Annotated in this window: 9 protein-coding genes and 1 pseudogene; 4 read left to right on the top strand and 6 right to left on the bottom strand. The window is 50.3% G+C overall.

Annotation, left to right across the window (positions count from 1 at the left end):
• Nucleotides 1-29 precede the first annotated feature (29 nt).
• Entirely contained in the window at nt 30-617 is a 588-nt protein-coding gene (locus tag H6F86_RS05265) for a hypothetical protein (protein ID WP_199305076.1), read from the top strand.
• A 41-nt stretch (nt 618-658) separates the two neighbouring features.
• Here the strand turns inward: H6F86_RS05265 and H6F86_RS05270 are convergent, their stop codons facing one another.
• Entirely contained in the window at nt 659-2065 is a 1407-nt protein-coding gene (locus tag H6F86_RS05270) for a hypothetical protein (RefSeq protein ID WP_190447048.1), read from the bottom strand.
• A 708-nt stretch (nt 2066-2773) separates the two neighbouring features.
• Nucleotides 2774-5023, bottom strand: coding sequence for a DNA helicase RecQ (gene recQ, locus H6F86_RS05275; protein WP_190447049.1), 2250 nt, complete (start codon nt 5021-5023; stop codon nt 2774-2776).
• A 217-nt stretch (nt 5024-5240) separates the two neighbouring features.
• Here recQ and gatB point away from each other — a divergent pair, with 217 nt between their 5' ends.
• The 3 genes from gatB to argJ all read left to right on the top strand — a co-directional run bounded on the left by gatB (nt 5241) and on the right by argJ (nt 10909).
• The gene (gatB, locus tag H6F86_RS05280; protein WP_190447050.1) at nt 5241-6731 is read left to right on the top strand and encodes an Asp-tRNA(Asn)/Glu-tRNA(Gln) amidotransferase subunit GatB; all 1491 of its coding nucleotides are present in this window, start codon (nt 5241-5243) and stop codon (nt 6729-6731) included.
• A 300-nt stretch (nt 6732-7031) separates the two neighbouring features.
• Complete coding sequence (locus H6F86_RS05285) at nt 7032-9545, top strand: HEAT repeat domain-containing protein (RefSeq protein ID WP_190447051.1); 2514 nt, start codon at nt 7032-7034, stop codon at nt 9543-9545.
• 122 nt (nt 9546-9667) lie between these two features.
• Nucleotides 9668-10909 carry a bifunctional ornithine acetyltransferase/N-acetylglutamate synthase gene (gene argJ / locus H6F86_RS05290; RefSeq protein WP_190447052.1) on the top strand — a complete coding sequence of 414 codons (1242 nt, stop codon included), beginning with the start codon at nt 9668-9670 and terminating at the stop codon, nt 10907-10909.
• Here argJ and thrB read toward each other — a convergent pair whose 3' ends face one another.
• The 4 genes and pseudogenes from thrB to H6F86_RS05310 all read right to left on the bottom strand — a co-directional run.
• Nucleotides 10910-11836, bottom strand: coding sequence for a homoserine kinase (gene thrB / locus H6F86_RS05295; protein ID WP_190447053.1), 927 nt, complete (start codon nt 11834-11836; stop codon nt 10910-10912).
• A 129-nt stretch (nt 11837-11965) separates the two neighbouring features.
• Complete coding sequence (locus tag H6F86_RS05300; RefSeq protein ID WP_190447054.1) at nt 11966-12895, bottom strand: formylglycine-generating enzyme family protein; 930 nt, start codon at nt 12893-12895, stop codon at nt 11966-11968.
• 235 nt (nt 12896-13130) lie between these two features.
• The gene (locus tag H6F86_RS05305; RefSeq protein WP_190447055.1) at nt 13131-14762 is read right to left on the bottom strand and encodes an HD family phosphohydrolase; all 1632 of its coding nucleotides are present in this window, start codon (nt 14760-14762) and stop codon (nt 13131-13133) included.
• Between the two features lie 883 nt (nt 14763-15645).
• Nucleotides 15646-15758, bottom strand: a pseudogene (locus tag H6F86_RS05310) (photosystem II protein D2); the annotation flags it as partial.

Here is a 15758-nt window from a genome sequence, read left to right on the forward strand (position 1 = left end):
CCGTGCGTTCAGCTTGTCAGAGACGCTACATGCAGTACTTTGTCACGGTAGGGTTGAGCCTTCTATGCAGCTTCAGTGCAGCAGGGCGGGTAGAGGCGATTCCTGGTCAAACCCTGGATGAAGCAGTGGTTTGGATTCGGGCAAATTCGACGCTGCGACCCGTGCGTAGCGAAAGGCTTCTGGTACGCAAAAGCGATACGCCTGCTCAACGGTTTACGTTTTGGGCATCGCCGTTGCAAGTTGGTAGAGCCTCTCCAGGAGCGACAGGTGGCGTTATTCGCACTGAGGAAATTTCGTTTTTCGATATGCAGAATGGTGTGAGCCGCGATCGCTTGCAAGAATCTTTGCGCGTCATCTACGGTCCGACCATTTATCAGGACTATACTCAGGCAAAACGGATTTATACCTATCCAGCAGCTCAAACTAACGATGCTATAAATCGCCGAGGATCGCTAACGTCTGCATTGCAGGGAGAAGTCCGGGAGGGCGATCAATACGCCTACTGGCTCGAAATTGCTCAACAGCCAAATGGCTTTCCCTACGTCGGTAAAATCACTGTTTTTTTGAAAGACGACCTCTCGAAACTGGAAGCCGAACTTCGCAAGCGATCCAGCTAGATATCCTAAATATTGGTGATGACATGATAAGCCGACGTTACTTAGTCAAGTAAAGTATCCCCAAAACCATTCTGTTCAGAGTCGGTACCGTCTAAAGCAGCATAAGGCGGTGCTGTAAGAACGTCTGTCTTTGCTTCACGTTTAAGTTGAGAAAAGATGCGGTACTTATCTGGATCAAAAATATGCGATGCAAGCTGTGCTTCCTCAACATCCATCTTGATTAAGTTGTACTGCACATTTTCGGCATGAATTGCGAAGGTCACGTTGAACACTTCTAGGAAGTTCACGATCCAGGCGCATTCATCCTCAGGATAGTTTTGGTAGTACTTGATCAGCCGAGCAATCCGCGCTTCTAAGTGAGTGCGCGAATGCTTACAAATAAGAATGATTTTAAGGAGCGCTACTACTAGAGTGATAGGATTTCCCTGCGATAGTAGCAGCACAAAAAGCTGAGAAGGGTCAGATTGATTCTCGGTTGTCAGATACTCAATCACTCGGTTACACGTTCGCAATATCAAAGCATCCGTCACCAGCTCATCGTTATGGCTTTCGTAAAGGTGGTCTAGTTTATCAGTCAGCCGTGAACGTAGGGTTTCAACAAACTCCTGATTTTCGACTGAGAAAATGAGGTACTGCTGAAGGCTCTGCTTGAACTCTTTGTAAGATAGATTTTGCGTTTGATTAACGAAAATATTGGCTAGATTGGCATAGCTGAACGGTCCTCGCTTTGCCACGATCGCTTTAATCAAACGCAGCACTTCTTCGCCTAGTACAGTCGGGTTTTTAGGAGTACGCTTGCTGGAAGTATTGCTCTGCGATCGTGCAATGTACATCGCCAGATCAAACTTGAAGCGATCTTTGAGCTGTTTTGACAAAGCTCTTGCTGCCTCTCGTTGTTCGATCGGATTAGACAGATCAATATATTGAGGAACAAGCAGATACGACGTATAACGTGAAACCCATGGTCCCCGCTCTTTATCGTCGTAACGCGATACAAATAACTTTAATTCCTCGTAATCACTACTTTTGACAAACCCATCCAGCCATTGACGTAACCGCTTTAAGGTTGGTGACGCTGTGTTGCGGTGAATAGATGGGTCTGTAAAGACACGAATTAAGTCTTGGATTGGTTTGTAATTACGACTTGCATCCCAGTTGTTCACTAGAATGTAGCAACAACGCTTGAGGGTGTTTCTAAACTCTTCCTCATTGTTAGAGAAAACAACTTCGTAAAGCGCCTGCATTGCATCACTATTGACAGAATCAACATGATGAATAAACAGGCGTTTAAACTCCAGCAAAACCTCTTCAGGTGGCCACTTCTTTACAATTTCTAGAAGAAAACTGTAAATTGCATCCTGAGCCTGCTGAATGTTCCGACTCAGCTTTTTTAATCTAATCGGTGGCTCATTTTGATGAGCATCATCTAGAGCTTCCCTGATCATCATACATATGCAGGATTAACAATGGCTTCGATACATGGAGCAAGAGAGCAGACAAAAAGAAATCAGCATCTTGATAGCCGTCGCTTTACAAATTCGCTCTCAAAATAATGAGCTTTAAAGCTTGATAAACGAAGAAAGCGAGAGTCTCAGTAATCATGCGGTCTTTGTCTACAGTATGGAGTGATAGGAAGCGTCCAGGAAAGGTGATAATCTCTGCGCGAACTGCTGATCCTCGTCACATTGTATGAGTGGTGCATAAATCGTAGTACTTAGCTCGACTCAGGACATATGCGTACGATCACACATCTGCGCTGACACAGTAGCTTATAGAGAACACAGCCCTAAAATACTGCCTAAAAACAGAAAGAAGCCTGTAGAAGGCTCTTTAAGTGGTCGATTTTTCCTTTTACGTCGAATTAGCAGCCATCATAACGCGATTACAGAACTCATCGCCTCACCCGTCTAGACTACGTGCGGCTTAACGTGATTGCGCTACTACCACACTGGACTGACTCACCATAGCGATACACCCATAGCCTTTCAATGTATCTTAAGAGACTGGCTAATGCTCAAAAATACAGAATTTGCACAAAAGTAGCCGTTAAGTCACTACAACTCTGAGTTGGGATAATACGGACACAGTAGAGAGAAAACAACTGCAAGCCTCTGTAGCACTGGGAAGCTCTATTAGTTTGTAAAGGGTGAAAGGCGTTATTCAGTTTCGCGTCGCCAGTGCGATCGCACCAAACGAATTTCATCGTAGCCGTACATCTCGCCTAAATGGTCACGAATGCCAGTCAGCGAGTCGGGACCAACGGCATTAATAGCTTGCCAAATTTTGTCCTGGCGATCGCTGGGTACTAATTGGTCCAACACGACTGGATAGCCCATATCCAGCAATTCTGCCAAATGGCTCATAATCGTGCTGAGGCGAAAGTTACGCTGTTCGGCAATGAGGACAGGTTTTAGCCCTTGTTGATGCAGTGCGAGCGTTTCCAATTGGGTTGTGGAGGCAAGACCAGGCTGTGGCGTTGGTTCCAATAACGGCGCAGGCTCAGCGTCTGTCTGCAACGCTAGCCCTCGTTCTTGTCGAAACGCTCGCACTTCAGCGATAAAGTCATCACCGTACTGCGCCAATTTGCGGCTGCCGACACCCGAAATTTTGGCGAATTGGGCAAGAGTTTGAGGCTGGAGGTTTGCCATTGACCGCAGGCTGGAGTTGGGAAACACTACGTAAGGCGGCACCGATTGCGCGTCTGCCAGCCGCTTGCGGAGCTTTTGAAGACGATCGAACAACGCTTCTGTTTCAGCGGTATCGACTGCCGTTTCAGTAACGCTGCGCTCTGGTTTTGCCTGGTCAACGGCGAGCATGACACTACGCTGCTTTTTCAGCACTTCCCAACTCAGATTATTCAGTTGCAGTACTGAATAGCCGTCTGTCGTTTCATCGACCAGGCGTTGATGCAGGAGCGATCGCCCCAGCAAGCGCCACTCTTCTACACTGCGATCTTTGCCAATGCCGTAGGTGGACAGTTTGTCGTGACCCAACTTCAGCACCCGTTCATTTTTGGAGCCGCGAAGTACGTCGATCGTGTGATTGATACCAAAATGCTGCCCTTTTTGGGCAAAGCGAGCCACGCAGGACAGGAACATCTGTGCTTCTAGCGTCCAGTCTTCGATTGGCTTGGGGTGGCAGCAGTTATCGCAGGTATCGCAATTGCCAGGAAAGCCTTCGCCAAAATAGCCAAGCTGAATGGTGCGGCGGCATTCCGTTGCTTCGGCATAGTTGATGACCCGCCGGAGCTGCTGTGTTGCAATCCGTTGTTCAGCTTCTAACGGCTCCCCCGTCAGCGGATCGACTTTCTGAGCAATCAGGAACTCCACCGTTCTGATATCACCCACACCGTAGAAAAGAGTACAACGAGACGGCTCACCATCACGCCCGGCTCTGCCCGACTCCTGGTAGTAGCCTTCAATGTTACGGGGCAAGTCGTAGTGGATGACAAAACGCACGTCCGGTTTGTTGATGCCCATCCCAAAGGCAACTGTGGCGACCATCACCCGCGCGTCGTCCCGAATAAATTTGTCCTGGTTTTCTTTCCGCACGGCATCGCTCAAGCCTGCATGATAAGGCAGGGCTGAAATGCCATCCTGTTGCAGCTTGGCAGTGATTTCATCCACCCGTTTCCGGCTCAGGCAGTAGATAATGCCTGAACCTTCGGTGCGCTGTACTTGCTGAAAGAGGTCGGTATATGCCTGCCGCACACTGCTTTTGGGACGTACCTCGTAATACAGGTTAGGGCGGTTGAAGCTGGCAACATGAATGTGCGGCTCGTGTAGCTCTAGCTGACCCAAAATATCGTGCCGTACGCGCTCAGTGGCAGTAGCCGTCAGCGCCAGGATAGGAATGATGCGATCGTCGTTTTGATAGCGATGCCGTAACCGCCGTAATTGACGATACTCTGGGCGAAAGTCATGTCCCCACTCTGAAACGCAGTGTGCCTCATCGATCGCAAACGCCGAAATGCCCACCCGCACTTTCACCTGATCCAAAAAGCCCAAAAACGATTCACTCAGCAGACGTTCGGGAGCCACGTAGACCAGCTTGATTTTGCGATCAAGAATGGCAGCCTGACGCGATTGTGACTCTGCTTGGCTGATGCTGCTGTTTAGCAACGTAGCGGGAATGCCGTTATTTTGCAGCGCCTGCACCTGATCTTGCATCAGCGCAATGAGAGGCGACACAACGATCATCACGCCTTCTTTCAGCAGTGCGGGCAGTTGGAAGCAAAGTGATTTGCCGCCGCCCGTAGGCATGATGACCAGTAAATCGCGATCGTGGAGGGCGTATTCCACCATCTGCCGTTGCCCCGGACGAAAGCTGTCGTAGCCAAAGTAATGCTTGAGCGCCTGTTCGAGTGAGGCAAACTGAGTTGTAGCGTAGGGAATGCTGGCTGTCATGAAGGGTTGCTGGATGCACTTGGAACCAGGGTGTCCACGCAGTTTAAACCACTATCCAGGGCTTTGTGGAGAAAATGAGCCGCGATTTTTAGCATCAACGGCGATCGCGCTTTGTAGACTCAGACATCCTTGTAATCCTGGAACAAGATGTATATAGCGAGACAACTACCTGTAACCGCTAAAATGGAGCCTGTTGTGTCGGCGCAATCTGGGACGTATGACTACTGCCACTCCGGTGAAAACTCAATATGAAGCTGTGATTGGGTTGGAAACGCACTGCCAACTCAGCACACAAACAAAAATTTTCTCTAATAGCTCTACAGCCTTTGGTGCCACGCCCAATACGCATATCGACCCCATTTGCCTGGGTTTACCAGGAGTGCTGCCAGTCCTTAATCAAAAGGTGCTGGAGTACGCAGTGAAAGCAGGCTTGGCGCTAAACTGCCAGATCGCGCCGTACAGCAAATTCGATCGCAAACAGTACTTCTATCCTGATTTGCCCAAAAACTACCAGATTTCGCAATTTGACTTGCCGATCGCCGAACATGGCTGGGTCGAAATTTCCCTCTACGACAAGGAAACAGGCACTGCTACTAAAAAACGCATCGGCGTGACCCGTCTACATATGGAAGAAGACGCAGGCAAGCTAGTGCATGGCGGCAGCGATCGCCTCTCTGGTTCCACGTATTCGCTGGTAGACTACAACCGCGCTGGCGTACCCCTTATTGAAATCGTCTCCGAGCCAGATCTACGCACGGGTCGCGAAGCCGCTGAATATGCTCAGGAAATACGGCGCATTGTGCGCTATCTGGGCGTGAGCGACGGCAATATGCAGGAAGGTTCGCTCCGTTGCGATGTGAATATCTCCGTGCGTCCAGTTGGGCGTGAGGAGTTTGGTACGAAGGTCGAAATCAAAAACATGAACTCGTTTAGCGCCATCCAAAAGGCGATCGAGTTTGAGATTGAACGGCAAATTGAGGCGATCGAGGCAGGCGAACGCATCCTGCAAGAAACGCGGCTCTGGGAAGAAGGCGCTCAGCGCACCATCAGTATGCGGCTGAAGGAAGGCTCTAGCGACTACCGCTACTTTCCTGAACCCGATTTGGGTCCGATCGAAGTTCCAGCGCAGCAGCTGGAGTCATGGCGATCGGAATTGCCAGAATTGCCCTACCAAAAACGTCAGCGCTATGAAAGCGAACTTGGTTTGTCGGTTTACGATGCACGCATCTTGACGGATGACCAGACGATCGCCGCCTACTTTGAGGCAACGGTTGCAGCAAATGCCGATCCTAAACAGGCAGCAAATTGGATCATGGGCGACATCAGCGCCCACCTAAACAACAACAATAGCCTGAGCATCACGGATCTTTCGCTGAAGCCTACTGATCTAGCTGAACTCATTGGCTTAATCGACAGCAACACCATCAGCAACAAGATTGCCAAAGATGTACTGCCAGAATTGCTGGCTCAAGGTGGCTCACCGAAAGCCTTGATCGAACAGAAAGGGTTAATTCAGATTTCGGATACAGGCGCTATTGAGGAAGCGATCGCCGCAGTCATTGCTGCTCACCCCAAAGAGCTAGAGATGTACCGCAACGGCAAAACCAAGATGTTGGGCTTCTTTGTTGGGCAAGTGATGAAGCAAACAGGTGGTCGCGCCGACCCCAAACTTACTAACCAACTCCTTGCAAAACAGCTTAATAGCTGAAGCTGACACAAGGTTTAAGGCAGCAAATAGCTGTTTCTTCGTCAAAAAAACATAAATAGGGGGTGACACCCCTCACCCCTTAGGTGCCATAATGTGTTCAGTAGATGCACCCTGATGATAGGGGGAGACGCTTTGGCGACTCTCCCTTTTTTTTGTGTAAAAAGCTGACATGAATTTTGAAGCCAAGTCCAAGCATAAGTTTGGAGCAGAGGATAGAGTCGTGATGTTCTCTTTGACTGCATCCTGATTCCTTGCCTGTAGCGGAACGCAACAACCCAAATAGCTGGATTGAGGTCATAAATGGTAATACGCCGCCGCCATAAATTTGTCACCGTGCTTGGGCTGTCTGCTGTGTGTCTTTCGCTGTTGCTACTGCCAAGCGATCGTGGTATGAGCCAGACCCCTAATTCAAACCAGACTAATGTTTGGGACTCAAAGATCATTGCAAAGGCCATTGCAGACCTCAAGGATCCCCATCCACAGGTGCGAATTCAGGCGGCTGAAACGCTTTACCAAAGGGGTATTCAGAAAGATGCGGCGCTCGCGGTGATCGTTGCTACCCTCAAAGATCCTAATCCAGAGGTAAGGCTTCGAGCGGCTCAGACGCTTTACCAAACGGGTGCTCAGAAAGATGCGGCGACTGCTGTGATCATTGCTGCCCTCAAAAATCCCAATCCACAAGTGCGGTTACAAACGGCAGGATCGTCGATCTGGTCTAGAGAAACCCCAATAAACGATGCAATTCCCACCTTGATTGCTGCCCTCAAAGATCCCAATCCACAGGTGCGAATTCAGGCGGCTGGGACGCTTTACCGAACGGATATTCAGAAAGATGCAGCGACTGCTCTGATCATTGCTGCCCTCAAAGATCCCAATCCACAAGTGCGGATACAAGCGGCTGAATCATCGATCTGGTACGAAGCAGCCCAAATAAACGGTGCAATTCCTGTCTTGATTGCAGCCCTCAAAGATCCCAATCCACAAGTGCGGGAAGCAGTTGCGAGACGATTAGAATGGAGCGTAGCTCATCAGGTAGAAGCTCAGCGGGTAGAAGGCTTCATTCCGGCTTTGATCACTGCACTTAAAGACCCCAATCCTAGCGTTAGGGCGGAAGTTGCTGACGCGATTAAGGCGTTGGGACCAAAGGCAGAAGCTGCAATTCCGGCGCTGCTAACTGCCTTGAAAGACCCCGATTATCAGGTTCGCGCTAATGCTGCTGAGGCGTTGCAAGCTATGGGGACAGCCGCCAAAGTCGCGATTCCTGACCTAGTTAAAGCTTTAGGCGATGCAGAAGCCGATGGTATCTATATATATGCCCACAATGAAGCGGCGGCTGTGTTGACTGATCTTTGTTTAGCGTTAAAGGCTGTACCCCCCGAGTTGATTGCAACTTTAAGCCAGCGCGATGCCCGGACTCGGCTAGGTGGCACTATTGTCTTAGGTACGTTGGGGGCACTCGCTAGTGTAGCAACGCCAGAGTTGACTGTAGCTTTGCAAGATCCTGACCCAACGGTGCGTTTTAACGCTGCCATAGCCCTGAGGGGAATTGGTAAGCCAGCGAAAGCGGCAATCCCCGCCCTGACTCGGTTGCTCAAAGACCCCTACGAAAGTGTGCGCGTAGAGGCTGCTGCTGCCCTGTGGGACGTTGGAGCGAAACCAGAAGTCGTATTGCCAATCTTAATAACTGGGGTTAACACTCGTCGCTATCCCCCCAACGAGACCAATGCAGATGCAAGCGCAAGGACTCGCTTTAGTGCAGTTTTTACTTTAGGCAAGATGGGCGTTGTGGCAAAAGCTGCAATTCCGGCATTAACGGTTGTCTTAAAGGATAAAGATGAACAGATGCAATGGGTGGCTACTCAGTCACTGGCAAAGATAAAAGGAGCGCAAGACGGAGATGTTTCGTTGTTGCTGATCAACCTGAAATATTCAAGTGCATACGGAGAGGATTCACGCGAGCAGACGATTTATGATCTGGCAAGGCTGGGGGAAAAGGCAAAACCAGCCGTGCCGATGCTACTAAAAATCCTAAAGCAAGACCCCGATAACCGGATTCGCCGACGTGTGCCTCCGGCTTTGGCTGCCATCAGCCCTAATGATGAAACAGTGATTACCGCCTTGATTGAGGCTTTGAAGGAGGGAGATGAGTACGTCCCGGTTGCGGCGGCGTATGCCTTGGGAGAGATTGGACCCACCGCGAAAGCCGCTGTCCCTGCTTTAGTTACAGCTTTGAACGCTCTTTCTGAAAGTTCTTTCTTTGCCGCAGTTGCACTGATCAAAATTGGGGCAGCTCAAGACATTGCAGTTCCCTTTCTGGCAATGACATTTCAAAATAATACTTGCGCTGACTCTGTGGGATATTGCACCAGCGCCGCTAGGGCTTTGAGGCAAGCGGGCAGTGACACTACATTGGCAAGCTCAACTCTCGGTAAATTGTTAAGCAAGGCTACCCCCTACTACCAGACGGACATCGCGCTCACACTTTTAGAGTTGGGTGCAGAAACTGAGCCAGCGACAACGGCGCTCGTTGCCGTCGCCAACAGAACTGAGAAATCATCGATTACTTCAGGTGATGCTAAAGCCGAGTGGAATGGGAGCGATCGCCGCCGCCTTGCCTATGAGATGGCAGTGATGGTAGAGCGGCTTCAGAAAAATCCCGATCGCTTATCCACAGCAGAAATGGCAGCAACCGTTGCCAGCCTGGAACAAGTGTTGCAAGTGTTAGCAACGCCGAAGGAACCGAAAGTCTCGGATGCAACATTAGAGCGCATTCGGCGAGCGATCAGTGCCCTCAAGGCTCAGAAGAGCCTGTGAGTGGTTAATGCTTGTTGTGTTGCAGCCGCGATCGTGCCCCTTCCTGTCTCATCACTAACGCCAGAACTATCCCTGCCCCTGATATAATCGCCTGTCAAGCAGTGATTACAGTGGAGGCAAGCATGGCGGACTGGCAGGAAATTCCTGGAAGCATTACGGCTCCTAAAGGCTATCGCGCAGCAGGCATTAAAGCAGGACTCAAACCATCGGGGTTGCCTGACTTGGCGCTGATCGTTTCTGATGTAGAGGCGATCGCGGCTGGAGTCTTCACAACCAGTCAAGTGCGAGCGGCATGTGTAGACTACTGTCGAGAGCGGCTTCAGGCAAAAGCGGGTGCCCATGCCATTTTGTGCAATGCTGGGCAGGCAAATGCGGCAACGGGTGCGTTCGGTTGGGATGACGCACTGGAGTGTGCAAATGCCCTTAGTCAGGCGTTAGGGGTGCCGTCAGAGTCAATTTTGCTTGCCTCAACGGGTGTCATTGGTCAACGCATCAAGCTAGATGCACTGAAAGCAGCTCTGCCACAGTTGGTTGCCACTATTTCAGATACGGGTGCAGAAAGTGCGGCGAAGGCAATTACAACAACAGATTTAGTCACAAAGTCGATCGCACTAGAAACGACGATCGGCGGTCGCCTTGTTCGCATTGGGGGCATTGCTAAAGGGTCTGGGATGATTCACCCTAATATGGCAACGATGCTGGCGTTTGTCACTTGTGATGCCGCTGTATCACCACCACTTTGGCAACAAATGCTGAGCCGAGCAGCAGACCGCAGCTTTAACCAAATTACGGTAGATGGCGATACCAGCACCAACGATTCGCTGATTGCATTAGCAAATGGACAGTCGCGTACACCTGCCATCACTGAAGCCGGAGCCGAAGCCGAGAAGCTAGAGGCAATGCTAACCGAGGTCTGCATCTATCTGGCAAAGGCGATCGCGCGGGATGGCGAAGGTGCAACGTGTCTCGTCGAGGTGCAGGTGACCGGCACGAATGATGATGCAGAAGCACGCCAAATTGCCCGCACGATCGCCGGCTCATCCCTGGTTAAAGCCGCCATTTTTGGGCGTGACCCGAACTGGGGCAGAATTGCAGGCGCAGCAGGACGTGCAGGCGTGCTGTTCAATCAAGACGACCTGCAAATCCAGCTCGGCGACTTTCTCATGATGCAGAATGGTCAACCACAGTCGTTCGATCGCGATGCTGCCAGTAACTACATGCGCCAAGCAGCATTAGGGGCTTATCTAAAAGAGGATACGGTGACGATCGCTCTTCGGATCGGCAATGGTACAGGGTCTGGTCAAGCCTGGGGCTGCGACCTCAGCTACGATTACGTCAAAATCAACGCAGAATACACAACTTAATTAAACGCTCGTCGTTTGGGCGATCGCCCCATGCAGGTCAAGCTGAAGCAAATGTACTGTCACCGCAAAGTCTTGCTCAGCCCAGGCATGAGCGATCGCATCACTCACCGCCTGTGCTGCGTCCTGGTGCGCTAACGCCAAAAGTGTTGGACCTGCACCGCTAATGATCATGCCATACGCACCTGCCTTCAGCGCTGCCGTCTCCACCTTGTCATAGCCTGGAATCAACGTCTGCCGATAGGGTTGATGAAGGCGGTCTTGCAGAGCAGCCTGTAACCAATCGCCCTGCCCCGTCTCTAGACCACGCAACAGCAAACCCAGATGCGCTACGTTGAAAATCGCATCAGCACGACTGTACGTAGGTGGCAGCACCTGTCGCGCTTTTTTTGTCGAAAGTTCAAAGCCAGGAATCGCCACGATCGGTACAATGCTTCGATGCCAGGGAATCTCGCAGATCTCCCAGCCATGCTTTACACCTGTAGCAGCAAGACAACATCCACCTAAGAGTGATGGCACCACATTATCAGGATGCCCTTCGATAGCAATCGCCAGTTCAATAACCTCAGCCTGTGTGAGCGGCGCACCTGCCAGAGCGTTCGCACCCACCAAGCCACCCACGATCGCTGTTGCCGAACTACCTAACCCACGTGCTAGCGGTACACCTAACTGAATCTCAATCGCTATCGGTGGCGGCACTTGCTTGAGGTGCTCATACACCTTGACAAACGCTTGATAAACCAGATTGCTACTGTTTGTCGTGACTCGTTCTGCCTCAGCACCGATCGCCGTAATGCTGAGCTTCGCCTGTGGCGGCAATAACGAAAACCTGAACTGATTGGAAAGCGTTAACGCTGCTCCCAAACAATCAAACCCTGGCCCCAAATTGGCGGTAGTCGCTGGAACAGTAACAGTAACGGTAGAAATCACAAAAGCGCGTTAAAACGGAACCGTTCCATTTTCCCACGATCGGGCAAGGAGTGAGGGAAGAGGGGGAAGCAAGGGAAGCGTCGAAAGCATTTTAACTTTTGAATCAATTTATCCTTTAGCCTTCATCCCTTATCCTTCTGCCACCACCCGAAACCCAACATCATACAAATGCGTGTCGGGATTAAGCTTACTGCGAAAGGCAGAGCGGCAGGCTTTGGGTCCGCTATTCCAGGAACCGCCGCGCAGCACACGTTGGTCAGTAGTACTGTTTTTAATCCAGGCGGTACCGTCGCCAGGAGCACCGTTGTAGCTATCATGCCAGCAATCAACGCACCATTCGCGCACCAGCCCATGCATGTCGTAAAGACCAAAGGCATTAGCGATCGCAAAACTGCCAACTGCGGTCGTTTCTCGGCGATCGCTCCCAGTGGTACCTTTGCCATACGAGCCTTTGCTGCACACTTTACCCTCGTACTCCCAATCAATGCCCGAATAGTTGGCTAACTCAGTTGTGATGGTTTCACCAAACCAGAAGGGAGTCGTGCTGGTGGTGCTCCGCACGTCCTCACTGACGGGTATATCACCTGTCGGCATCGGGGACGCGCGGCAGGCATATTCCCACTCGGCTTCGGTGGGCAGTCGATAGCGGCGTCCCGTTTGAGCAGAGACGCGATCGCAGAACTCAATTGCGTCTTGCCAAGAGACTTGTTCAACTGGACGGGTTGCACCTGTAAAGCAAGATGGCTTTGGCGGCAGGGGATGATTAACTTTTGGTAATGCGGCAACTACACTCCACTGAGCCTGCGTGACGGGATACTTACCCATCCAGAAAGGAGCGATCGTGACAGTATGTTGTGGCGTTTGACTAGGATGCCAACCTTCCTCAGTATTGGGTGCGCCCATCCTAAAGCTGCCACCTGGAACTGCCACCAGCTCCAGCATAATGCCCTGCCCCAAGTCATCAATCCGATGCGGAGCCGACAGACGACGTTGCTCTTGAGTCTGTCCATAAACATCAACCGTAAGAGTGTCAAACTCAAAAACGGACGCAGCAGTCATAAAGAGTAAGATGACTAGAATCTATTGAGTATTGGCACTTAAGCAAGTGTGCCCAAAAGAACATTACCAGATACAGCCAGGTAAAAGCATCGATCGTTGCCTAGCATAAACTAGACGCTCTAAGCTAGCGTGGTTACGGCTATCTATACTGCTAGAGCGCACAAGCAAGGCTGTGGTACTAGTCTTCACTTGTAGAAGTGATCTTCCGCCTTCTATTCGCACTCACTTGTGACATTTACTTCGGCTCGATCGCTGAGTGACCTAAGACCGCAAAGATCTGGCGCTGCTCAAACAGTTCGACCAAATCACTATTTAATTTAGACTGCGCGGCTTCTTGCCGCAAAATCTTGAGCGCTGTTGGTACAGAAAGGCTACGTTTGTAAGGGCGATCGCCCGCCGTCAGCGCATCGTAAATATCCGCAATCGCCATCATTTGCGATTGAATGGGAATATCTACTTGCTTTAATCCTAATGGGTAGCCGCTACCATCCATCTTCTCATGGTGCGCGTAGGCGATCGCAGGTACGTTCTGAAGCTGTTTTGTCCACGGTATCCGTTTCAAAAACTCATAGGTATGGGTAACGTGCGACTGAATAGCATCGCGCTCTGCTAACGTTAACGTGCCACGCGGTACCATAAGCTGAGCTATTTCCTCCGCAGAAAGCAAAGGTTTTAGCGTACCGTCAATATCCTGATACGTATACTGCGCCAGTTCACGTAACTGATCCAGTGGTTCTTCAGCCAAAATACGCGGCTCGTTTGTTTCCACCAGTAACGTCCAGTAGCGATCGAGCTGAGCAATCGCCTGCGCCAGTTTTTCATCCAGTGTGCTTAGTTGTTGGCAATGAGAGCAAGCGTCTTCGCTATGGTGCGTAGCCTGATAACTGGGATGCTCCACCAAATGTCTAAACTTTGCCTGGGCGCACTCCACTTCCAGCGTTCGTTGCGCTAGCGCAAAGCGGTTTCGCACTACCTCAAGCTGCATCGGAAACAGTTTTTTCTGCTTGCCCAGGATTGCCTCTGGCACACCTACCTTACCGAAGTCGTGTAGCAGTGCAGCGTAACGAATCTCCTGTATTTGACGATCGTTAAAGTAAATCGGTCGAAGATGACCGATCGTCACAGCACTTGCTTCCTGGCTTAACCGCACCGTCAAATCTGCCACACGCTCTGAGTGCCCAGACGTACAGGGGTCGCGTGCTTCAATAATCTGCACCGACGCTTTGACAAACCCCTCAAAGAGATTTTCGATGCTTTCTTGAAGCTGGTTGCGCTCAATGCAAATGGCTGCCTGACTCGCCAGCGATTGAACAACCCACTTTTCCCAGTCTAAATAGGGCTGTGTTATGTCCAGCGCATTTTCAGGCGTAATGACCAACTCCGGTCGTACCTTACGGTTAATGAGTTGGAGTACACCGATCATCTCTCGATCCTGGTTCTGCATAGGCAAGACCAGCACTGATCGCGTCCGGTACGCAATGCTACGGTCAAAACTGCGGTCGAGCTGATACGGTACACCTTGCGGCAGGTCATACGCATCCGGGATATTTAAGCTTTTGCCTGTCAGCGCGACGTAGCCAGCCAGACTCTTAGGAGTCATCGGCATCGCAAACTCTCGAAACGATGACACTGGCTGCGAAAAATTTTGTGCCACTTTAAACCATAGGCATGGCTCATTACCGCTGCGATCGACAAGGTAAACACTGCCTGCATCGCTACAGGTAATTTCACGGCACTTCGTCAGAATGAGTGTTAGTAACGCACTCAGGTCATGAGTACTGGAGAGCGCTGTGCCGATCGCTAGAAGCTGTTCAATCAAGCCAGAGCGCTCAGTCGATTCTAAGAAGCGATCCTGGCTCTCAGTCATATCCAATCCAACCTCGGAAGGGCAAGCGGTTGTCATCTTGAGTATTGGGTAAACAGAGTCACTGGCTTTCAAGTAAGGATGCTTCAAACGAAAAAGCAACGCTTAAAGACACAAGAAGCAATAAGACACTTAACTTCCCCATACTTAGCAGACATCAACTAGACTTGCCAGGTTGGCATCACCGAGCGACCGCGCCGAGCCTTGTCTTTATGGCGTACTGTCTCTAAAGCGCATTAATTTAAACGCCTTACTCACTAGGATAGTCCAAGCCAAAATATTTTTGGAAAACAACCGTACCACTTAATCAAATCTATATTAAACTTATACTCTGCAAACAAATATAGCAACAACTAATAAAATACCCTTTAAAAAACTATCCGCTCCCACTAAGCGTTCCATTTAGAGAACAACTTACATGGGAGCGGTGTAGCGGGTCTTCAAACTGAAACCAGACTGCCGGAAGGAACTCCGAGTCAGCCATTTTATCCTCGTTCACTAAAACCCCTCACTAGGAGATTTAATATAACTCAGCATCAAGGTTGACTGTTAGAGAACAGCCCCGGCACTCAGCCGGCTAACTTCAGCTTGATGACCCAAGCATTTACTACTATCTGACATGGGCATCACCTCCTTAATCCTAAACGGTTGTAATTTCAAAAGGTTGGAACACTCTCGCTCCAAGTGGCTTACCACTTCATTTAAGATAACACACGTAATCAGAGATTGGGGAGCACCTCCGTTAGCAAATTTAGTTGGCAATTTTAGATGGGTAGAAGAGTAAAGAGTGAAGTGTAGTTAAGCCCTACAAGCAAGAAAAAACCCTCGCAAGCGCGAGGGTTAATGCCTGACTAAAACAACTTGAAAACAAGTTGAACTCTAGACCTTAGAGAGCGTTACCACGTGGGAGTACCTCTTCGGGGAAGCTAAAGTTTTCATGAGGCTGGTCTTGAGGTGCCATCCACGCACGGATGCCCTCATTCAGCAGAATGTTCTTGG

This window comes from Phormidium sp. FACHB-592, assembly GCF_014695795.1.
Classification (GTDB): Bacteria; Cyanobacteriota; Cyanobacteriia; order Leptolyngbyales; family Leptolyngbyaceae; genus Stenomitos.